The sequence below is a fragment of the Helicobacter pullorum genome, assembly GCF_900638355.1.
In the GTDB taxonomy this organism is placed as follows: Bacteria; Campylobacterota; Campylobacteria; order Campylobacterales; family Helicobacteraceae; genus Helicobacter_D; species Helicobacter_D pullorum.
This window is the reverse complement of sequence record NZ_LR134509.1, coordinates 549,349-569,093: the sequence shown is the minus strand read 5'-3', so window position 1 is coordinate 569,093 and position 19,745 is coordinate 549,349. Positions and strand designations below refer to the sequence as shown.

General features: G+C 35.5%; 24 protein-coding genes. 15 read left to right on the top strand and 9 right to left on the bottom strand.

Going from position 1 to position 19,745, the window contains the following annotated elements; all coding sequences use genetic code 11:
* Nucleotide 1: 1 nt before the first annotated feature.
* Genes EL247_RS02930 through fliY form a run of 5 tightly spaced genes read left to right on the top strand, consistent with a single transcriptional unit; the run spans nucleotide 2 to nucleotide 3,866 of the window.
* Nucleotides 2-859 carry a P-loop NTPase gene (locus tag EL247_RS02930; RefSeq protein WP_005022613.1) on the top strand — a complete coding sequence of 286 codons (858 nt, stop codon included), beginning with the start codon at nucleotides 2-4 and terminating at the stop codon, nucleotides 857-859.
* A gap of 12 nt (nucleotides 860-871) precedes the next feature.
* Entirely contained in the window at nucleotides 872-1,261 is a 390-nt protein-coding gene (locus EL247_RS02925) for a hypothetical protein (protein ID WP_104745836.1), read from the top strand.
* Nucleotides 1,245-1,952 (top strand): RNA polymerase sigma factor FliA, encoded by a 708-nt coding sequence (locus EL247_RS02920; protein ID WP_104745837.1) that lies wholly within the window; start codon nucleotides 1,245-1,247, stop codon nucleotides 1,950-1,952. Before EL247_RS02925 ends, EL247_RS02920 begins: the two co-directional genes overlap by 17 nt.
* A complete protein-coding gene (gene fliM / locus EL247_RS02915) occupies nucleotides 1,945-3,003 on the top strand; it encodes a flagellar motor switch protein FliM (RefSeq protein ID WP_005022609.1) in 1,059 nt (352 codons plus the stop codon). Before EL247_RS02920 ends, fliM begins: the two co-directional genes overlap by 8 nt.
* 8 nt (nucleotides 3,004-3,011) lie before the next feature.
* Entirely contained in the window at nucleotides 3,012-3,866 is an 855-nt protein-coding gene (gene fliY / locus EL247_RS02910; protein ID WP_104745838.1) for a flagellar motor switch protein FliY, read from the top strand.
* 8 nt (nucleotides 3,867-3,874) lie between these two features.
* Here the strand turns inward: fliY and EL247_RS08520 are convergent, their stop codons facing one another.
* A complete protein-coding gene (locus EL247_RS08520; protein ID WP_155451960.1) occupies nucleotides 3,875-4,045 on the bottom strand; it encodes a hypothetical protein in 171 nt (56 codons plus the stop codon).
* A 238-nt stretch (nucleotides 4,046-4,283) separates the two neighbouring features.
* Between EL247_RS08520 and EL247_RS02905 the strand changes: the two genes are divergently transcribed.
* Together EL247_RS02905 and EL247_RS02900 are read left to right on the top strand one after the other, a co-directional pair.
* Complete coding sequence (locus EL247_RS02905) at nucleotides 4,284-5,642, top strand: class I SAM-dependent methyltransferase (RefSeq protein WP_126441964.1); 1,359 nt, start codon at nucleotides 4,284-4,286, stop codon at nucleotides 5,640-5,642.
* 100 nt (nucleotides 5,643-5,742) lie between these two features.
* Nucleotides 5,743-6,837, top strand: a complete 1,095-nt coding sequence (locus tag EL247_RS02900; protein ID WP_104745840.1) for an NAD(P)-dependent alcohol dehydrogenase — start codon at nucleotides 5,743-5,745, stop codon at nucleotides 6,835-6,837.
* Between the two features lie 75 nt (nucleotides 6,838-6,912).
* Here EL247_RS02900 and EL247_RS02895 read toward each other — a convergent pair whose 3' ends face one another.
* Both EL247_RS02895 and EL247_RS08515 read right to left on the bottom strand, forming a co-directional pair.
* Nucleotides 6,913-7,149: a hypothetical protein gene (locus EL247_RS02895; protein ID WP_104745841.1), complete on the bottom strand. Its 237-nt coding sequence runs from the start codon at nucleotides 7,147-7,149 to the stop codon at nucleotides 6,913-6,915.
* Nucleotides 7,100-7,276 (bottom strand): hypothetical protein, encoded by a 177-nt coding sequence (locus EL247_RS08515; RefSeq protein WP_158653939.1) that lies wholly within the window; start codon nucleotides 7,274-7,276, stop codon nucleotides 7,100-7,102. Before EL247_RS08515 ends, EL247_RS02895 begins: the two co-directional genes overlap by 50 nt.
* Nucleotides 7,277-7,425: 149 nt before the next feature.
* On the opposite strand from EL247_RS08515, the gene EL247_RS02890 reads away from it, so the two are divergent.
* From EL247_RS02890 to EL247_RS02855, 8 genes are all read left to right on the top strand, one after another.
* Nucleotides 7,426-8,421: an LLM class flavin-dependent oxidoreductase gene (locus tag EL247_RS02890; RefSeq protein ID WP_005022600.1), complete on the top strand. Its 996-nt coding sequence runs from the start codon at nucleotides 7,426-7,428 to the stop codon at nucleotides 8,419-8,421.
* A 5-nt stretch (nucleotides 8,422-8,426) separates the two neighbouring features.
* A complete protein-coding gene (mutY, locus tag EL247_RS02885) occupies nucleotides 8,427-9,422 on the top strand; it encodes an A/G-specific adenine glycosylase (protein WP_104745842.1) in 996 nt (331 codons plus the stop codon).
* Between the two features lie 58 nt (nucleotides 9,423-9,480).
* Nucleotides 9,481-9,963, top strand: a complete 483-nt coding sequence (gene luxS, locus EL247_RS02880) for an S-ribosylhomocysteine lyase (protein ID WP_104745843.1) — start codon at nucleotides 9,481-9,483, stop codon at nucleotides 9,961-9,963.
* Nucleotides 9,960-11,906, top strand: coding sequence for an NAD-dependent DNA ligase LigA (gene ligA / locus EL247_RS02875; protein WP_126441963.1), 1,947 nt, complete (start codon nucleotides 9,960-9,962; stop codon nucleotides 11,904-11,906). The genes luxS and ligA overlap by 4 nt, the downstream gene beginning before the upstream one ends.
* A 214-nt stretch (nucleotides 11,907-12,120) precedes the next feature.
* Entirely contained in the window at nucleotides 12,121-12,960 is an 840-nt protein-coding gene (locus EL247_RS02870) for a DUF2971 domain-containing protein (protein WP_104745845.1), read from the top strand.
* 15 nt (nucleotides 12,961-12,975) lie between these two features.
* Nucleotides 12,976-13,230: an SEL1-like repeat protein gene (locus EL247_RS02865; RefSeq protein ID WP_060663171.1), complete on the top strand. Its 255-nt coding sequence runs from the start codon at nucleotides 12,976-12,978 to the stop codon at nucleotides 13,228-13,230.
* A 91-nt stretch (nucleotides 13,231-13,321) separates the two neighbouring features.
* Nucleotides 13,322-13,774: a tetratricopeptide repeat protein gene (locus EL247_RS02860; protein ID WP_104745846.1), complete on the top strand. Its 453-nt coding sequence runs from the start codon at nucleotides 13,322-13,324 to the stop codon at nucleotides 13,772-13,774.
* Between the two features lie 90 nt (nucleotides 13,775-13,864).
* Nucleotides 13,865-14,428 (top strand): tetratricopeptide repeat protein, encoded by a 564-nt coding sequence (locus EL247_RS02855; RefSeq protein ID WP_104745847.1) that lies wholly within the window; start codon nucleotides 13,865-13,867, stop codon nucleotides 14,426-14,428.
* A 214-nt stretch (nucleotides 14,429-14,642) separates the two neighbouring features.
* Here EL247_RS02855 and EL247_RS02850 read toward each other — a convergent pair whose 3' ends face one another.
* The 6 genes from EL247_RS02850 to EL247_RS02825 are packed head-to-tail and all read right to left on the bottom strand — an operon-like array spanning nucleotide 14,643 to nucleotide 19,126.
* Complete coding sequence (locus EL247_RS02850; RefSeq protein WP_005022590.1) at nucleotides 14,643-15,371, bottom strand: amino acid ABC transporter ATP-binding protein; 729 nt, start codon at nucleotides 15,369-15,371, stop codon at nucleotides 14,643-14,645.
* On the bottom strand, nucleotides 15,364-16,077 hold the full coding sequence (locus EL247_RS02845) for an amino acid ABC transporter permease (protein WP_054195549.1): 714 nt from the start codon (nucleotides 16,075-16,077) through the stop codon (nucleotides 15,364-15,366). The genes EL247_RS02850 and EL247_RS02845 overlap by 8 nt, the downstream gene beginning before the upstream one ends.
* 28 nt (nucleotides 16,078-16,105) lie before the next feature.
* The gene (locus tag EL247_RS02840; RefSeq protein WP_104745848.1) at nucleotides 16,106-16,840 is read right to left on the bottom strand and encodes a basic amino acid ABC transporter substrate-binding protein; all 735 of its coding nucleotides are present in this window, start codon (nucleotides 16,838-16,840) and stop codon (nucleotides 16,106-16,108) included.
* A gap of 28 nt (nucleotides 16,841-16,868) precedes the next feature.
* A complete protein-coding gene (locus tag EL247_RS02835; protein ID WP_050751343.1) occupies nucleotides 16,869-17,471 on the bottom strand; it encodes an RICIN domain-containing protein in 603 nt (200 codons plus the stop codon).
* A 20-nt stretch (nucleotides 17,472-17,491) separates the two neighbouring features.
* The gene (locus tag EL247_RS02830; protein ID WP_065829828.1) at nucleotides 17,492-18,316 is read right to left on the bottom strand and encodes a cytolethal distending toxin subunit B family protein; all 825 of its coding nucleotides are present in this window, start codon (nucleotides 18,314-18,316) and stop codon (nucleotides 17,492-17,494) included.
* Between the two features lie 9 nt (nucleotides 18,317-18,325).
* Entirely contained in the window at nucleotides 18,326-19,126 is an 801-nt protein-coding gene (locus EL247_RS02825; RefSeq protein ID WP_126441962.1) for an RICIN domain-containing protein, read from the bottom strand.
* Between the last annotated feature and the right edge of the window lie 619 nt (nucleotides 19,127-19,745).

Sequence of the window (19,745 nt, the reverse complement as noted above, 5' to 3'; positions counted from 1 at the left end):
GATGAAAAATCAAGCAGCAAACTTAGAGTTTTTATTGGATTCCCCCAAAAAGATAAACACCAAATTTGTAACTATTACAAGCGGAAAAGGTGGCGTTGGAAAATCTACCTTTAGTGCAAACTTAGCTTATAAGCTTTGGCAATTAGGCTTTAAAGTTGGAATTTTTGATGCAGATATTGGACTTGCAAATTTGGATATTCTTTTTGGAGTGCGTTGTGAAAAAAATCTTTTGCATGTCCTCAAAAATCAAGCCACTCTAAAGGATATTATCATCCCAATAGAAAGAAATCTCTATTTAATACCCGGAGATTCTGGCACAGATATTTTTCGCTACAAAAGTGAATTTATGTTTGAAACACTTATAGAAGATTCAAGCTTCCTAGATGGATTAGATTTTGTCCTCATTGATACAGGTGCTGGGATTGGTGAATACACACAAACTTTTCTAAAAAATAGTGATGATTCTATTGTCCTTACAATTCCAGATCCTGCCGCAATAACCGATGCATACGCAACTATCAAGCTCACTTCCACTTTCAAAGATAAAATTTTTATGGTTATTAATATGGCTAAAAATCAAGAAGAAGCTGAAATGATTTTCAAAAAAATCCAAAAAATCGCCCAAAGCAATATTGGCAATATTAGCCTAGATTATCTTGGCAAACTCACAAAAAATCCGCTGATTAATCATTATAGCAAAAACCGCGGAATCTTTGTAAAAGAAGAGCCAAACTGCAGTGCTTCTATGGAAATAGAAAAGATTGCAAGGACATTAGCAGCAAAAATGGAACAAAATGTGCTAGTGCAAGAAGATAAAAGATTCGGAAAATTCCTCAAAAGAATCTTAGGACATTTTTAAATAAGGATATTTATGTCACTAAAAATGGATAACTTCTTAAGTTTTGCAATTGTCAATGGATTTTTTATTGGACTTTTATTGTCTTTTTTGAAATTTGATGAACCAGAGATGATTGTAGCTTGGACGCTTGTTTCAACCATAGGTTTTTATTTGATTACTTTAGTTAGCGTTTCTTTTTTTGTGAAATTTGTAGATGAACAAGAAAGAGCCACCAAAAAACCTTCTTATAACGCAACCTTAGAAGAATATATCCAAGAATTTGACAAAAGAGAAAAAATCGCTAATAAGATTCGTGGTTTCTTAAGAACTATGGAAAAAACAATGCGTGAAGAAGAAGAGGAAAAGTATGCCTCCTCTAAAACCAAACACAATAAAGAACGAGAAAATGTTGAAGACTTCTAAGGGCTATCAAAACATTATCAAACAAAATCAAGATAACCTTGCTCTAGATTATCTACCTGCCCTCAAAGCTCTTGCTGCTAGGCTAAAAGAGCGTCTCCCAGCAAATGTAGAATTTGCCGATTTAGTCTCTATTGGCACAGAAGAACTCATCAAACTTGCTAGAAAATACGATAGCAGCCTTAATGATTCTTTTTGGGGTTATGCAAAATCAAGAGTCCATGGTGCTATGCTAGATTATCTAAGAGGGCTTGATTGTATGAGTCGCTACTCAAGAACTCTAACAAAAAATATCGATAGAGAAATCTCCAAATATTATAATGAACATCAAGAAGAACCAGATAATGCCTATCTTAGTCAAGTTTTAAATGAAGATATAGAAAAAATCAAAGATGCAAGAAATGCTAGTGAAATCTATGGGATTCTACCTTTGGATGAAGAATTAAGTGCTTCACAAGATGATAAAACCTATAATAAAGTTGAAAAAGAAGAGTTGATAGAAATTATCCAAAAGATTCTAGAAACTTCACCACAAAATGAACAACTAGTTATTCAACTCTACTATTATGAAGAATTAAATTTTAAAGAAATTGGGGAAATTTTAGAAATTACTGAATCAAGAGTTTCACAAATTCATAAGGCAGTGATACGAAAAATTAAAAAATACCTTGAAGAAAGGGGGGTAGATGGCTGATATACTAAGTCAAGAAGAAATTGATGCACTCTTAGAAGTGGTTGATGATGAAGGGACAGAGCCAGAGACATTAGAGCGACCAACTGCTATCCAACAAAGACAAGTTACACTATATGATTTTAAACGCCCAAATCGCGTTAGCAAAGAACAGCTAAGAGCTTTTAGAGGCATACACGACAAAATGGCACGTTCTCTCTCTAGTCAAATTTCTGCCATTATGCGTTCGATTGTAGAGATTCAACTTCACAGCGTTGATCAAATGACTTATGGGGAATTTCTTATGAGTTTGCCAAGTCCTACTAGCTTCAATGTTTTTTCAATGAAACCCCTTGATGGAACAGGTGTTTTAGAAATCAATCCAAGCATTGCATTCCCGATGATTGATAGGCTCTTAGGAGGCAAGGGAGATCCTTATGAATCAACAAGAGAATTTAGCGATATTGAGCTTAACTTGCTTGATACAATTTTGCGTCAAATGATGCAAAATCTCAAAGAAGCGTGGGCGCCTATTACAGAAATTTTCCCAAATGTAGATGTCAAAGAATCTAGCCCTAATGTTGTACAAATTGTTGCACAAAATGAAATTGTCATTATGGTAGTTATGGAGATTATCATCGGGCATAGTAGCGGTATGATGAATCTTTGTTATCCTGTTATTTCTTTAGAATCTGTGCTTTCTCGTTTGGCAAGTCGCGATATTATGCTAAGTGAAACTAGCTCCAAAAAATCCCGTAATAAAGAACTTCAAGCACTACTAGGAGGTGCAAAAGTCAATGTTACTGCTATGCTAGGTGAGACCAAACTCACACTAAGGGAAATTTTAGAACTAGAAAGTGGTGATATTGTAAGGCTTGATAGACCCGCAGATGACACGGTGATTATCAATGTTGATGGGAGAGAAAAATTCCTAGCAAGTATTGGTTTGCACCGCTATCGCAAAACGATCGAAGTCAAAGAAATGATCAAAACAGAAAAAGATCAAGTAAAAGAAATTTTAGAAATGCTAGAATCTCAACGCAAATCTCGTGCTAATGAGATTGAAGATGAATAGGAGTGATTATGTTAAATGATTTTTTAAAACTCATTACACAAGAAAGTATTGCAACCATTGAAGGATTACTAGGACAAACCCCAGATATTAGCCATTTAGAAGAAAAAAATGGAGACAAAGAATCCATTAAAGCCCCCATAGCAAGAATCGATATTGCAACCGATAATGACGCAAATCTAGCACTTTTTATTTCCCCCAAAGTTGCTACCGCACTTGCAGATATGATGCTTGGCGGGGAAGGCACTACCAAAGATACAATGGACAATGACGATTTAGATGCTACCAAAGAAATTACTTCCAACATTTTTGGAGCCATCTCCACTTCTCTTGGTGCACAAAAAGAATTACCAAAACTAAGCTTCACACTCAAAAATATCCAATTTATCACCGAAGATTCAGAGTTGGGGCTAGAAAATTTTAGCGGTTTTTACACCTTTGCTTTTAATCTTGGCAGCATTCAAGACTTTCTTTATTTTGCTTTCTCTTCAAGTTTTGAAAACTCTTTCAACCCTAATACCGCAGAAGATAGCGATAATGCTGCTTTGGACGCAAATACCCAAACTGAAGCTGAAGAAGAAAAATTCGAACTCAATAATGCTGGATTAAAAAATATCGCCATGCTTCTTGATGTGCGTTTGCAAGTCAAAGTAAGAATCGGGCAAAAAAAGATGCTCTTAAAAGATGTCATTGCAATGGATATTGGTAGCGTTGTAGAACTCAATCAGCTTGCTAATGATCCTTTAGAAGTATTAGTAGATGACAAAGTAATTGCCAAAGGCGAAGTAGTTATTGTCGATGGAAACTTTGGAATCCAAATTACAGAAATTGCTCCCAAAAAAGATAGAATAGAACAATTAATGTAATTTTTATCCTATTTTAGCTTAGGGTTTATAAAATTTAGAGGTAATTTTTTGTGAATCTTTATGCAAAATTTAGGTTCTCCCTCCCCAAAGCACACTCTCTCTTTATCCCAAAATTCAATACAAAAATCTCCGCCTTTATAATGTTTTGCCAAAGTTTTAATCATAGTTTTTTCAAGCATAATAATCCTTTAATATGAAATATTCGCATTATTTAACTAAGCTAATGTATACAGCAATAATGCTTCTTAGACAAAATGTAACTAAAATTACATATTTATTTTTGCGATTCTATCCCTGTGCTACTTAAAAATTTTAAATTTTTTTAAAATTTTTAACCTTTGCCCCTTGACTTAGAGTACTCTCATGCTTTATAATCCCTCCATTTTATTTTAATCAACCACCAAATAAAGGAACAAAATGTGGAATGATGGTTATGTAATGGGAATTGATTATATTAATGCTTATTTTTATGGTTTAAATCCTCTCAATATAGATTTTAATCTCACATTAGCAGGCATCAAAAACACCAAAGATTCCTCAATAAGCTATTTAGAGCTAGGTTTTGGCAAAGGATATAGTCTAGCTTTGCATTCTGTTTGCAACAAAGGGGAATTTATCGGAGTGGATTTCAATCCTTCTTTTGCATTCAATACCAAAGAACTATCCCCCAACAGCAAAATTTACAATGAAAGTTTCAAAGATTTCTACAAGCGTGCCATTTCTGAAAAAATGAGTTTTGATTATATTGTTTTGCATGGAGTATGGAGCTGGATTAATTCAAAAAACAAAAAATATATTCAAAAAATCATTGATAAATGCCTCAATATCGGCGGAATTGTATATATTAGCTACAATTCTTTTCCCGGCTGGGAAGGGGGATATTCTTTGCAAAAAATCCTTAAAGCTTTTGAAGAAAGACAAAATGGAACGCCCACCACAAAAATCAAAAATTCCCTCGAAATTTTAGAACAATTTAGCAAAATACCTATGTCCTTTTTGCAGCAAAATCCCAAAGCAAAAGAAGAAATTTTATATATTTTAAATCAAGATATTTCTGTATTAGCACACGAATTTTTTAATAAACACTGGAGTTGCCATCATTTCTTAGATATTGCAGAAATGATGCAAGAGTGCAAGTGTGAATTTGCTTCTAGTGCAAATGTTTTGTGGCATTTTGATGATTTAACCCTCTCCCAAGAAGAACTAAATTTTATAAACACCCTACAATGCCCCTTATTGCAAGAACAAATCAAAGATTTTTTTGTCAATAGAAAATTTAGAGCAGATTTATTTATCAAAGGCAAATGTATGCTAAGCACACAAGAAAGAGAACAAAAACTTTTAAAAACCGCTTTTGTGTTACTTAGAGAAGATGCAAAAATACAGGGATTAGAAAACATTGCTGAAGTGCAAAAAATCTATTCAAAAATTTTAAATTTTCTCACTTTAGATAACTTTGCCCCAAAAACAATAGAGCAAATTATCCAAGCTTGCGATATAACACTCTTGCAGGTTTTACAAATCTTGTGTGTAATGATGACTTACCAAATCACCGCACCCACACAAAACATTTCCCAAACACAAATCCAAAACGCAAAAGCCTTTAATCACAAAGCCTTACAACAAAATCACGACAAAATCTATCTTGCCTCCCCACTTATTGGGGGAGGATTTTCTATTACCCAACAAGAAGCCACAAAGATTAAAAATTATCTAAATAAAAATCTATCAACAAATTTAAACTTAGGATTCTATCAACAACTTGGCATTCTCTAAAATTTTAGATTTATTAGCAAATTTTAGATTTTTGCTCTTGACTTAGAATAGCTCTCATATTTTATAATTTCATTTGTAATTTAATTTTTAAGGAGGCAATATGCTTTTAGATTCAAACCTAAATGAAGCTAGAGAGGGCAAAAGAATCACTGCAAAGGGCTATGCGGTGCAACACAAAAGTGATAACTTTAAACCCTTTGAGTTTTCACGCCATGCTTTGGGCGAAAATGATATTTTAATCGAGATTCTGTTTGCTGGAATCTGCCATAGCGATATACACTCCGCGCGTAGCGAGTGGAAAGAGGGAATCTACCCTATGGTGCCCGGGCATGAGATAGCGGGCAAAGTCGTGGCAGTGGGTAGCAAGGTTAGCAAGTTTAAAGTCGGCGATTATGCGGGAGTTGGCTGTATGGTCAATAGCTGTGGAGAATGTGAGGCGTGTAAAGCGAGCAATGAGCAGTATTGCGAACGCGGAATGGTGGCTACCTATGATTGCCACGATTATTTTCATAACAATGAGCCAACCTATGGCGGATATTCTAACAATATCGTGGTAAGCGAGAATTTTGCCGTGAATGTGCCACAAGATGCCCCACTAGAGAAAGTCGCGCCCTTGCTCTGTGCGGGGATTACCACCTATGCACCGCTAAAATTTAGCAAGGTAAAGCCGGGTGATAAAGTCGCGGTAGCAGGATTTGGCGGACTAGGTATGATGGCGGTAAAATACGCTGTGCAAATGGGTGCGGAAGTGTATGTGTTTGCGCGTAATAAAAACAAAGAACAAGACGCGCTAAAAATGGGGGCAAAAAAGCTTTATGATACCACCGATTCTAGTGTGGTGGCAGAGCGATTTGACCTCATTATCTCCACAATCCCCACACCTTATGATATTACCGCCTATCTTAAGCTTTTAAAACTTGGCGGAGAGATGGGAATCGTGGGGCTTCCACCTACAGAAGTCGCACCCACCATCGATGCGGCAGGGCTTATCTTTAACGCGCATAAAAAAGTCTATGGCTCACTTATTGGCGGGATTAAAGAAACTCAAGAAATGCTAGATTTTTCTTTGAAGCACAAAATCTATCCTGAAACTGAAATCATCGCAATAAATCAGATTAATGAAGCTTATGAGAATCTCACTAATGGCAAGGCAAAATTCCGCTATGTGATAGATATGAAGACATTAGAAAATTAATCTACAAAGCATTAGAGTATCTCAAAATCTGGGATACTCTTACTACCAAATCAAGTCAATTTTAAGTTTTAATTGCTACAAACGACTTTCATCACTCACAAAATCACTCAAAATATGAAACACATAGCCTTCATTAGCAAAATTATGATTTGAGTCTGTAGAATCTTGCAAAGTAGAATCCAAATAGGATTTTAATTCTTGATTGATAGATTTTTGGATTTGTGAGGTTTGGGATTCTTTTGTAAAAGCAGGATTTAAATTATTAGGATTTTCTAAATGCCCCCCCCCCCCCGCTAGAATTAATTGTTTCATTTTGATTAGAATCTACACAAAAATCTGCAAAAGTCTTATTAGGATTTGTATTTTTAATAATGCTTGTCATTAAAACTGCGACATAGGGAATGTATTTTTCATCTGCATTAAAAACAATGTGAAACATCCAATCTCCTATAAATTCAATATTTAAAGGCAAAATTATAGCATTTTTGGAATCTTTTTAACCCGCTAGGTAATTTTAAGATTAATAAATTTGTGATAGAATACTATAACTTTTTATTCTTAAAATACTCAAAACAAAGGAAGGCTACCTTGAAAAGCGGAATCTTCACACTCATAGAAAATTGGGACAATAATGAAGCAAATACGATTTTGGATTCTCTAGCACTTATTCAGCATTGTGATGCTTTGGGATTAGATGAAGTATGGATTGGCGAGCATCATTTTAATAATTTCACACTTTGTTCTGCGATTATTCCACTTATTAGTGCCGCTCTTGCTCAAACCCAAAATATCAAAATAGGCAGTGCTGCAATTTTGCTTCCGCATTACCACCCCATTAGAATCTCCGAAGAAATCGCCACATTAGATTTAATCTCCAAAGGACGCTTTTTGTTTGGATTTGCACGAGGGGCATTTCCTATTTTTGATATTGCTATGGGCAATAATGCTAAAAACAATCGTGATATTATGCTAGAAAATGCACAAATCATTCACAATTTGCTTTTTAAAGAACAAGTTAATTTTAGTGGGGATTTTTTTGAAATCAATAATATCAGCATTCGCCCTCACCCAAAAGGGCTAATCCCCTTTTATATCGCTAGCACTCACAAACCAACACTACAAAAAGCCGCAAATCTCGGCTACAATTTTTTAGGCTCCCTGACACTAGATAGCACAGAAGCAAAAGAGATTCACCAAATTTTTCAAACCAATGCCAAAAAATACGATTTCACTCTCATGCGTGCATTTTATGTAGATAAAGACCGCAAAGTAGCAGAGGAAAAGGCACAAATAGGAGTTGATATTTTTACTCAATGTATGCTAAGAGCCAATGAAAATAATCCAACCTTTGAATCAATTATCAAAACAAGCGATTATGAAGAATTTAGGGCTGACTTTTTTAACAAAGACAAAATCCTAAAAACTATGATAGTTGGCACTCCACAAGATTGTATAGAGCAAATTAGAGACTTACAAAAAGAATATGGCATTACTTCATTAGCCCTCAAACTCCTCTCATCAAACCTTGAAGATTCTAAAAATATTCTAAATATTTACAAAGAACAAATACTTCCTAATCTCTAAACTAGATGAACACTCCTCCAAACCCCTCTTCTTTGCATACTGAAATTTTATTATGGTATTCAAAAGAGGGAAGAAAGTCGCTCCCTTGGCGGGACAAAACCCAAAAAAATCGTGCTTATAGAGTTTGGATAAGTGAGATTATGCTTCAACAAACTCAAGTTAAAACCGTGCTTGAAAACTACTATTTTCCTTTTTTAGAAAAATTTCCCACTTTAGAATCCCTTGCTAATGCTAAAGAAGAAGAAGTTTTATTGCAATGGCGTGGGCTTGGATATTACACCCGTGCTAGAAATCTTTTGAAAACCGCTAAAATCTGCAAGGAATCTTTTAATGGAGAGTTGCCAAAGAATTTGGATTTACTCCAAAAATTGCCGGGTATTGGTAGATACACCGCAGGTGCGATTGCTTGTTTTGGATTTGATTGTGCGGTAAGCTTTGTAGATTCTAATATCAAAAGAATCTTGACGCGTTTTTTTGCTCTTCAAAATCCTACCCAAAACCTTTTAGAATCCAAAGCCAAAGAGATTCTTAACTGCTATGATCCCTTTAATCACAACCAAGCTCTTTTAGACATCGGAGCAACTATTTGCACACCCAAAAATCCGCTATGCCCCAAATGCCCACTTCAAAACTTCTGTCAAGGCAAAGCCAACCTATTCCTTTATACACAAACCCAAAAAACTGCCACTATCAAAAAAGATTTGCTTTTGGGAATTTATATCCAAAATTCAAAAATCGCCCTCACTAAAAGCACCAGCAAGCTTTATTATAATCTTTACAATTTCCCAAACCTCACCTCCAAAACACCCAAACTACTAGGCACACTCAAACACACTTACACCAAATACAATCTCACTTTGCATCTCTACAAACTCAACTCTTGCAGCCAAATAGCCGCCAATCAAAAGCTAGAGTTTTTCTCTCCAAGTGAATTAAAATCTCTGCCCATCTCAAATATGACGCTTAAAATCCTACAATTTTTAAAAATTTTCTCTAATTAAACTTTTTGTGAATTTTTTTTGTATAACATTTCAAAAACATTTTATTTAAAGGATTTTTATGCCACTTTTAGATAGCTTCAAAGTTGATCACAAAAAAATGCCAGCCCCTGCTGTAAGACTAGGCAAAGTAATGCACACGCCAAAGGGCGATGAAATTTGCGTTTTTGATTTGCGTTTTTGCAAACCAAATGTTGAGATTCTAAGTCAAGAGGGCATCCACACTTTAGAGCATCTTTTTGCAGGGTTTATGAGAGACCATCTAAATAGCGATAAAGTAGAGATTATCGATATTTCCCCGATGGGTTGTCGCACAGGATTTTATATGAGCTTGATTGGCAAACCAAGTTGCGAGGAAGTCAAAAACGCATGGGAAGCAAGTATGAAAGATATTTTGAAAGTGAGCGAGATTCCAGAAGCTAATGAATTGCAATGTGGCACTTACAAAATGCACTCCCTACAAGCTGCCAAAGAAATCGCACAAGATACACTAAACAAAGGAATCGGGATAATGGACAATGAAGCCCTAAAGCTTGTTTTATGAATTATACACAATATCTACAAGCTATCAAAACTCTAAATCTTTGGGCAAAACACTATTATATCTTAGATGACCCCATTGCAAGTGATGAAGAGTATGATACACTCTATCACCAAATCAAAGAGTTTGAAACCAAAAATCCAAATCAAATCGCCAAAGATTCCCCCACCCAAAGAGTTGGGGATAATATCTTAGAATCTTTTAGCAAATCCGAACATATCGAGCGTATGTGGAGTTTGGAAGATATTTTTGATACTCAAGAATTACAAGAATGGATTAATCGCGTCAGCAAGGGAGAAAACCTGCTCTTTACCATTGATCCAAAATTTGATGGTGCAAGCCTCAATCTGCTTTATGAAAATGGCAAATTACAAAAAGCCACCACAAGAGGCGATGGATTTATCGGAGAAAATGTAACACAAAATGCAAAAACTATCCAAAGCATTCCCCTAAGCATTCCTTACAACGATAGAATCGAGATTCGTGGTGAATGCGTAATTGCAAAAAACGATTTTGAACGCTTAAATCAAGAAAGACTAGAAAATGGCGAATCGCTTTTTGCCAATCCACGCAACGCAGCTGCTGGAAGCTTAAGGCAACTAGATTCCAAAATCACCGCTAAACGCAAATTACAATTTATCCCTTGGGGCGTTGGATTTTGCACCATAGAAGAAAATAGCTTTTTTGAACTTATGCAGAAAATCCGCTCTTTTGGCTTCCTCACTTCTCCCTTTTCTAAACTTTGCAAAAATCTCCAAGAAATCGAGGAATCTTACCAAAACCTAATCTCCAAACGCGATTCTTACCCTATTATGCTAGATGGAATGGTGATTAGGATTGATAGCATTGCTTTGCAAAAAAATCTAGGATTCACGATAAAAGCCCCACGATTTGCTTGTGCGTATAAATTCCCAGCTATCGAAAAAAAGGCAAAGATTCTTGATATCACTCTGCAAGTAGGCAGGACAGGCGTTGTTACCCCTGTGGCGATTTTAGAACCCGTGATGATTGAGGGGGCAAAGGTAGCTAGAGCCACTTTGCATAATTTTGATGAAATTAGAAAAAAAGATATTTTGATTAATGACTCGGTAATTCTTATCCGAAGCGGCGATGTGATACCCAAAATCATCAAATCCTTGCCCTCTTTGCGTGATGGCACTCAAAAGAAATGTGAAATCCCAACCCACTGCCCGATTTGTGGAAGTGAGTTACTCATCGAAGAAAAACTCATCAAATGCCAAAATCTAAGCTGCAAAGCAAGGCTAAAAAACTCCCTAATCCATTTCATTAGCAAAAAGGCACTCAATATCGATGGACTAGGCAAAAGGATTATTGATTTGCTTTTTGAAAGAGGCAAAATCACCAAAATCGAAGATATTTTCTCACTTCAATATGAGGATTTAGAGGGCTTAGAAGGCTTCAAAGACAAGAAGATTCACAATATTTTAAATGCGATAAAAGAATCCAAAGGCATTGATTTGTGGCGATTTATCAATGCTTTGGGGATTGAACACATCGGCGAGGGAGCAAGCAAAAAGCTAGCCAACACTTTTGGGCTGGAATTTTATCAAAAGGATTTTGAGGACTTCATCACTCTTGATGGTTTTGGGGAAGAGATGGCAAACTCTCTTGTAGAATTTTGCCACATCAATCAAGAGAGGATAAAAAATCTACTCAATATCCTAACCCCAAAAACCACCCAAACACCCCAAAGCACCACAAACCTTAGTGGCAAAACCTTTGTCATCACAGGCACACTCTCACAAAAACGAGAATCCTATCAAGAAATCCTAGAATCCCTTGGTGCAAAAGTCTCTAGCAGTGTTTCTAAAAAAACTGACTTTTTGCTTTGTGGAGAGGAAGCAGGCTCCAAACTCGCCAAAGCCCAAGAACTAGGAGTGAAAATCCTAGATGAAAAGGACTTTTGGGAACTTATAAAAGAATAAGCTATGGGATTCTAGCTTTTTCTTTTGTTGCTCTTGATTTACCAAACTCCAAATTTATTTTAACTTCATTATATCTTTAGATTATCCACAGCCTTTTTCTACTTAGATACTGCCCTTTTAGCCACTACAAGCCCTTTTAACTCCCAATTAAGCAAATATTAAGGGGGGGGGGGGCATAATAAAAGCTTTAAACAAAACTGCTCAAAGGAAAAAAATGGGAAAGAAAATAGAAAAAGAAAAATGGACAACCACGACAAATAAAGGGTGGCTTGGAATGCAATTTTCAAAATTTAGAGATTTTAAATTTGAAAATAAATCAGGCGACTATATCGATGAACTTCTAAAAAGTTTATCCAACAAAGAAGCTACAACAAAAAGATTTTGTCAAATTTTGGAAAATTGTGAATTGTATATGACAAATTTTGAGAAATTTAACGATATTGATGAGGGGAGATACTCTTTTTATAGCTCACATACAGACCCACAAGAAATAGAATCAATATGTCAAAAAATTAAAAATATGAAAAAAGATAAAAATATTTGTGCTTTTGCTGATTTGAAAAGATTAGAAAATAATGAAAATAATCTAAGTCTAATGTGGGCACATTATGGTGGCTCACATTGTGGAGTAAAGATTGATTTTAGAATCAATCCAAACTATAAGGGAGATATTTATAAGGTAGATTATAAAATACACGACAAAACATACAATATTAATCTTGTTGATAATAGATTATCACTTTCAACAGAAAATACTGATTCAGAGATTATTAATATTCTCACCACCAAAAAACCTTGCTTCAAATACGAATGCGAATACAGAGCCATTAGTCAAAATAACAACAAACTCCCAATCATTATTAAAAAAATCACTCTAGGCAGAAGATTCACAAAAGAGAATGTTTATAGCCAAGAAAATGAAGAGAGAAGTTTTAGCGATGAAATCAAAAATCTTGCAAAGAAAATTTTGGAAGTAAGTAGCAATAAAAAGATTGAAATATGGGCTTACAAAACTAGATATTCCAAAGAACCAAAGAAAGTTGAATTTAAATAACACAAAGGAGATAAAATGAGAAAAATTGTATTTTTGATGGCATTATTGTCTAGTTTGGCATTTGCAAATACTGAGTTTAGGTCTGTGCTTGAGAAACTATGTAACGAAGGGCGTCCTGAATCTTGTTTTTATTTAGGAGCTTTATACTCCTATGGACAAAGTGCGGTAAGGCAGGATCGTAATAAAGCTGTGGAATCCTTTCGCAAAGCCTGTTATTTGGGTGATGCTTCGGGTTGTACTGTTTTGGAAAACCTCCTCAAAAACAGATGAGCTTTATAGCAAAGCTGTAAAATGGATTCTCAAAAAGCCTAAACTTTAAAACGATGAAATTAAATAAAAATTAAATTTATGGAAAAAACAAATGAAGAATCAATTGTTAAAAATTACATTAATAGCATTATTATCTAGTTTGGCATTTGCAAATTCTGAGCTTGAGAGACAATGCAATAATGGAGACGCTGGGAGTTGTCTTAATTTAGGAAACTTATACTACGATGGAGATGGTGTAAAGCAGGATTACAAAAAAGCAAGGGAGTTTTGGAGTAAATCTTGTGAAATGGGTGAGGCTAAGGGTTGTGGTGCTTTAGGAGGTTTATACCAACATGGGCTAGGTGTAAAACAGGATTACAAAAAAGCAAGTGAGTTTTGGAGTAAATCTTGTGAAATGGGTTATGCTTTGGGTTGTGGTATTTTAGGAGATTTATACTATGTAATGAAGGATTATAACAAAGCTATGGAGTTTTTTGGTAAAGCTTGTGATTTGGGCGAACAAAAGGGCTGTGATGCTTATAAAAAAATAAAATTAAATCCTTGATTTTGGGATTTAAAAAGCGTTAATGTGGATTGCTTTGGTTGAAGCCTCATTGCAAAGAAGGTTGAATTTAAATAACACAAAGGAGATAAAATGAGAAAAATTGTATTTTTGATGGCATTATTGTCTAGTTTGGCATTTGCAAATTCTGAGCTTGAGAGACAATGCAATAATGGAAATGCTAGGAGTTGTAATAATCTAGGATACTTATACGAATATGGAAATGGTGTAAGACAGGATTATAAAAAAGCAAGTGAACTTTATAGAAAATCTTGTGAAATGGGTTATGCTTTGGGTTGTAAGAATCTAGGAGGCTTATACTACCATGGAAATGGTGTAAGACAGGATTATAAAAAAGCAAGGGAGTTTGTTGGTAAAGCTTGTGAAATGGGAAGTGCTTTGGGTTGTAGTGCTTTAGGAAGTTTATACTTACTTGGAGAAGGTGTAAGACAGGATTACAAAAAGGCAAGTGAGCTTTATAACAAAGCTTGTGAAATGGGAGATGCTGATAGTTGTATTCTTGTAGGATACTTATACGAACATGGAAAAGGTGTAAGGCAGAATGATAGCAAAGCTATGGAATTTTATGGTAAAGCTTGTGATTTGGGCGAACAAAAGGGTTGTGATGCTTATAAAGAAATAAAATTAAATCCTTGATTTTTGGTATTTAAAAAGTATTAATGTGGATTGCTTTGGCTAAAGCCTCACAATGACAATGTGGGCATTTCGCCATTGCAAAAAAAGTGAAGCAATCCATAAAACAGCCATACAAAGATTAATAATCTAAAATCCCAAAAATTCTAAAACAATAACTAGCCCTCAAAAATTATCCGCTCACCTCATTTATTAGAATCCATAAGCCTTTTTATAGCTACTTTTGCAACACCTTATACAAAAACTCTTGCACTCTTTTATTTTTTGGATTATCAAAAAGCATATTAGGCGTAGAATCCTCAATAATCTCGCCCTCACTCATAAAAAGGATTCGGCTTGCTACATTTCTAGCAAACCCCATTTCGTGCGTTACAATCATCATTGTCATTCCCTCTTTTGCCAAATCCACCATTACATCTAGCACTTCTTTTATCATCTCTGGATCTAGTGCAGAAGTTGGCTCATCAAACAGCATAATCTCTGGCTCCATAGCCAATGCCCTAGCTATCGCTATCCGCTGCTTTTGTCCCCCTGATAGTTTGCTTGGATAAAAGTCCTTTTTGTCTATAAGCCCCACTCTCCCCAAAAGTTCCATTGCCTTTTTTTCTGCGGTTTCTTTTGGGAGTTTTTTTAGCTTTGTGGGTGCTAAAGTGATATTTTCTAATACATTTTTATGGGGGAAAAGATTGAAATGCTGAAACACCATACCTAGCTTTTGTCGCACTTTGTTGATATCTGTCTTTTTGTCCATAATGTTTTGGTTATCAATATAAATCGCCCCGCTACTTGGCTCTTCTAGTCTATTGATACAACGCAAAAAGGTTGATTTCCCACTTCCTGATGGTCCAATGATGGCTATTACCTCCCCTTTTGACACCTCTATATTAATGCCCTTTAAAACCTCTAATTCACCAAAATTTTTGTGTAAATTCTCAACCCTAATCACTTTCTTGTAACCTCTTCTCTACTTTTCTCATAAGCATTGCAAAAAGCGAAGTAAGAATCAAATAAATAATCCCCACTGCCAATAAAGGCTCTATTGCTCTATAAGTTTGGCTTGTAATAATGCTCGCCGAACGCAACAAATCCACACCGCCGATAAAACCAACGATTGAAGTTTCTTTTAGCAAGGCAATAAACTCGCTCACAAGTGGAGGCAAGATTCTTTTAATCGCTTGAGGGATAATAATCTCTTTCATCGACATTGCATAACCCATTCCCAAAGCCCTTGCTGCTTCCATTTGCCCTTTATCCAAACTTTGGATTCCAGCACGGATAATCTCTGCGACATAAGCGCTTGAATTAATCCCAAATGCAATTGCTGCAATAAGCAAAATTGGCGTATCCCTCAATGCTCCTATAAAAATAATATTTGCCCATATCATTAATTGCACCACAGCAGGAGTCCCACGGATAATATACACATAGGCATAAGCAATCTTTGATAAAGGATTAAAATTCGCTAATGCTTGAATATTTCTAAAAGGATAAAAATTTGTAAGCTGCATCAATGCCACTACAATACCCAAAACAATACCGATAATAGCTGCTAATGCAGTGGTAGAAATAGAAAATATTAACCCCTCTAAAATATATTTATAGCGGCTATCTACAATAAAGATTTCTTTGAGTAACTCCAAATATTCCAACATCAACTTTCCTCAAACGAATCTTTAGCAATTATTGAAAATATTTAGCAATCAAACCATCATAAAAACCATTTTCTTTGATTTGTTTGATTGCTTGATTGATTTTCCCTAGCAATTCTTCATTCCCTTTTCTCATGGCAATAGCATATTCTTCTGAAGCAAAATCTGTCTGCACCAACTTTAACTCACTATTTTGTTTTGCATAATTTTTAGCAGTTTCATAGTCCATCACAACAGCTTCTATTTTTTTGGATTTAAGAGCCAAAATCACCTCTGAAGCTGCATTGAACTTTTGAGATTGAATATTTGGGATTTTACTTACCAAAATATCCCCTGTAAATCCTAATACCACGCCGACTTTTCTACCTACCAAATCATCAAAACTTTGTATTTTTTGCTCATCTTGATACACCAAAATTGCTTGTTTGGTACTATAATATGGGGAAGAAAAATCAACAAACTTTTTCCTATCTTCTGTGGCAGTCATACCAGAGATAATCAAATCAATTTTTCCTGATTCTAATGCAGGCAACAAACCATCAAATTGCATATCCACAAACTCAATCTCAAATCCAGAAATCCTAGCAATCTCTTTTATCAAATCAATATCAAAACCAACGATATTTTTTCCTTCTCTATATTCAAAAGGTGCAAATTCCGCATTTGTCCCCACATAAACTTTAGAGCCTTTTTCATTATTTTGACAACCAAAAACCAAAGCAACTACCAAAATAGCCAATAAAAACTTCATCATATTTTTAATCATTTTTTTCCTTAGAATTTAAATTACAATCTTATGGATTAATCGGCACAGCGGCTTGAAATGGCGGTAAAATCAGCATAAGATTCCGCAAATCCACATTAAACAATCTATCAACATCACAAGAATTAATCCCAAATCCAGACTTCCTAGGGGTATTAAAAAATGTAATACATTCATCTGCATTTAGCACCATAGAGCGTATTTGCACCGCAGAAGTCGTGGTGGGTATGATAGAAAACACCGTTTCTAATTTTTTGCTTTCAATATCCTTTTTGCAAGATTTACCAACAAACTTTCCACTTTCATCAATAGCAAGGCATACATCGGCATTATTAGGGCTTACAAACTGCACATAACTTAGCTTAAAAAACGGCCATGGATCGCGTTCTTTAATCCCACTATCATCGGTAATTTCACGCAAATTCCAATTTAATTGTTTTTCATCAATGGTAAGTACAGAGCCATCATAAGCACTGCGTATCATAAATGAGGGGGTAAAATCTGGCAAATCCTCAGGATTTTCGGCAAACAATGGCATACTTCCACACAAAAGCACAAAAGCCAAAAAAGATTTCCACATTTGCTTATGTAAGGTTTGCAAACTACGACAATAAACTAAAAAAGCATTTTTCATAAATATCCCTCTATATTTCATTAGAATCTTCCAAATCGAACAGGAAAATGATCAGAACTCAAATATGAACGCACACTAGCTGCTGCCAAAATTGCACTTAAAGCCGGGAGTGAAACTTGCACTCCGGGTGCTTGTGTATTCCCCACAATCGCATAATCCAAAATACGATTAGTCCCACGGGAACTAAAATGCGTAGCCGTATTTGGCGAGACAATGCGGATATTGCTTGTCACTCTAGAATCCAATCCACTCAAAAGACTTGCTGGCTCGCGATTGAAATCCCCAGCAATCAACCAAGTAATTTGTGGCATATTCATAAAATGATCGTGTATTGCAGTAACAAGTGCAGTCGCATCGCCCCCACCACTTGCTAAAGCATGGAGAGAGAAAAACACATCAGTGCCTATGCGTATGCCAAGTGCTGGGCGAGAAGCCTCTGTGGCTATGGTATTTTGATGCACAACAATAACCTCATCAGCCATTCTATCTGATACAATCGCCAAATTAACGCGTCTTGCTCCCACATCAATATCTGCATGATAAATAAAAACCGATCTTGGACGAGAAATTGTGCCAAGCTCCCAAATGTATTCTTCCACAGGTGTGCCACCGGGTTGCACCATTCTACCCGTTCGTCTTGCGGAATTTGGCACACTCCCTGCCTCTTGAAGCATAAGAATATTAATAGGATTATCCCCTGTAACCAACTGACGCACACTAACTTGCCATTTATTTTCTGTGCTAGCTGATGAACCTTGTAGATTCCAAGTCCCTACCCTAAAATCCTCAATTTTGGCATATACAGCTGTTAGCACCAAAAGCAAACCAATTAATATTTTCTGCATAAACTCTCCTTAATCAATCACAAAAATAGGCGGGGTAGATGTAAGCGGTGCCGTAATCACCCATTGTTGTGAAATATTATCATTTCCGCTAGAAGGATTTTGCTGCGTTACACATTTAGCCAAAAAAATACTACCAAAATTTTTCGTGCGTATTACAGGAGTTTGCAAACAAGTTTTGGTGGCCTCATTTTGTAGCTGTATAGCACGATTTGAAAAAGGATTGATATTCCACAATTGTGAAGGATTATTCTCTCTGCAAGGCAGATGGATAACGCCATTTTTATAAGCACTCATACAAGTTCCAGTTTGCACATTTTGAAAACTTATTTTTCCATTAGAGCGAGTAAGTATCCTCCATTGTCGTGCTTTGCCAAACTCTATGCTATTAAATGGAGGATAGCCCCAAAGCCAGTTTCCCGGATTTGTCGCCCACACTGTAAGTGCAATACCACCTCCACTCAAAAGCGTAATAACATCAGAAGTGTCCAAGTTTCTCAAACGAGAGGAATTTGCATTATTTGCATTAGAAGGTTTTTGAGAATTACGAGAATGATTATCCAAACTCGTGGTTGTTTGCTTGAGAAATTCCTTTATGGCTTCTTCTTTGATATTTGGACCTGCAAAAAGCTTTGGATTTTCTATCGTTTCATTAGCAGAGATTCCACTCTCAGCGGGAATCATCGGAGTATCGCCGATACCAAAATCAACCCCATTTGCAGTTGCAGGGATAATATCTTGACTGGGTTTTTTGTTTCCACATCCACAAAAGCAAATCACAAAAACCATTCCCAACATAATAAAAGTCTTCATTTTCTCATTCCTAATAACTTGAAAATATTATACTTGTGTGATTATAGCAAAACTTTTTAACAATCATTTTATGTTTTTGAGTTTTCCTGCATTAGTTTTGATGAAATGCTAAAATTCAGAAAATTTCTCCACCAAAGTTTGGCATTACACGATTGCATTGACAAAATATAAATCACGCCTAAACTTCAATCTCAAAATGCAAATTACCTAAATTATTTAGCATGTGATATTATAAATTTTAAATAAATTAACAATGAATTTTGCTAAATTTATCAAATTAACTTATTTTTATGCATTGCACTCATTATCGAAGATTCTCTTCTTGCAAAGCAAATTATGAGATATTCTGCCTTGTGATAGCATATCTTACAACTTGTGCGATATCATTTTCAAACACTCTTTTGGTTTCTATCGAATTTTCCACTTGTAGATTCTACAAAGTCAAAGGTATAGGCGAATTGATTGTAAAGAAACATTACCTTTGCTTTTTTATCAACAATGTGCTTCTTTGCTTCCCTCAATATCTCAAAAATCTTTTTTTCCATCGTTATATAGATAGGTTAAAATTTTTGACAAAATACCGCTCTTTAATAATTTTCACAGCTTTCATAGTTTGCCC

Coding starts and splice junctions, on each gene's coding strand:
- EL247_RS02825 (WP_126441962.1), bottom strand. CDS start 19,126: ATGAAGACTTTTATTATGTTGGGAATGGTTTTTGTGATTTGCTTTTGT.
- fliM (WP_005022609.1), top strand. CDS start 1,945: ATGGCTGATATACTAAGTCAAGAAGAAATTGATGCACTCTTAGAAGTG.
- EL247_RS02870 (WP_104745845.1), top strand. CDS start 12,121: ATGGGAAAGAAAATAGAAAAAGAAAAATGGACAACCACGACAAATAAA.
- EL247_RS08515 (WP_158653939.1), bottom strand. CDS start 7,276: ATGTTTCACATTGTTTTTAATGCAGATGAAAAATACATTCCCTATGTC.
- fliY (WP_104745838.1), top strand. CDS start 3,012: ATGTTAAATGATTTTTTAAAACTCATTACACAAGAAAGTATTGCAACC.
- ligA (WP_126441963.1), top strand. CDS start 9,960: ATGAATTATACACAATATCTACAAGCTATCAAAACTCTAAATCTTTGG.
- EL247_RS02855 (WP_104745847.1), top strand. CDS start 13,865: ATGAGAAAAATTGTATTTTTGATGGCATTATTGTCTAGTTTGGCATTT.
- EL247_RS02930 (WP_005022613.1), top strand. CDS start 2: ATGAAAAATCAAGCAGCAAACTTAGAGTTTTTATTGGATTCCCCCAAA.
- EL247_RS02920 (WP_104745837.1), top strand. CDS start 1,245: ATGTTGAAGACTTCTAAGGGCTATCAAAACATTATCAAACAAAATCAA.
- EL247_RS02845 (WP_054195549.1), bottom strand. CDS start 16,077: ATGTTGGAATATTTGGAGTTACTCAAAGAAATCTTTATTGTAGATAGC.
- EL247_RS02895 (WP_104745841.1), bottom strand. CDS start 7,149: ATGAAACAATTAATTCTAGCGGGGGGGGGGGGGCATTTAGAAAATCCT.
- luxS (WP_104745843.1), top strand. CDS start 9,481: ATGCCACTTTTAGATAGCTTCAAAGTTGATCACAAAAAAATGCCAGCC.
- EL247_RS02925 (WP_104745836.1), top strand. CDS start 872: ATGTCACTAAAAATGGATAACTTCTTAAGTTTTGCAATTGTCAATGGA.
- EL247_RS08520 (WP_155451960.1), bottom strand. CDS start 4,045: ATGCTTGAAAAAACTATGATTAAAACTTTGGCAAAACATTATAAAGGC.
- EL247_RS02860 (WP_104745846.1), top strand. CDS start 13,322: ATGAAGAATCAATTGTTAAAAATTACATTAATAGCATTATTATCTAGT.
- EL247_RS02900 (WP_104745840.1), top strand. CDS start 5,743: ATGCTTTTAGATTCAAACCTAAATGAAGCTAGAGAGGGCAAAAGAATC.
- mutY (WP_104745842.1), top strand. CDS start 8,427: ATGAACACTCCTCCAAACCCCTCTTCTTTGCATACTGAAATTTTATTA.
- EL247_RS02835 (WP_050751343.1), bottom strand. CDS start 17,471: ATGAAAAATGCTTTTTTAGTTTATTGTCGTAGTTTGCAAACCTTACAT.
- EL247_RS02840 (WP_104745848.1), bottom strand. CDS start 16,840: ATGATTAAAAATATGATGAAGTTTTTATTGGCTATTTTGGTAGTTGCT.
- EL247_RS02830 (WP_065829828.1), bottom strand. CDS start 18,316: ATGCAGAAAATATTAATTGGTTTGCTTTTGGTGCTAACAGCTGTATAT.
- EL247_RS02905 (WP_126441964.1), top strand. CDS start 4,284: ATGTGGAATGATGGTTATGTAATGGGAATTGATTATATTAATGCTTAT.
- EL247_RS02865 (WP_060663171.1), top strand. CDS start 12,976: ATGAGAAAAATTGTATTTTTGATGGCATTATTGTCTAGTTTGGCATTT.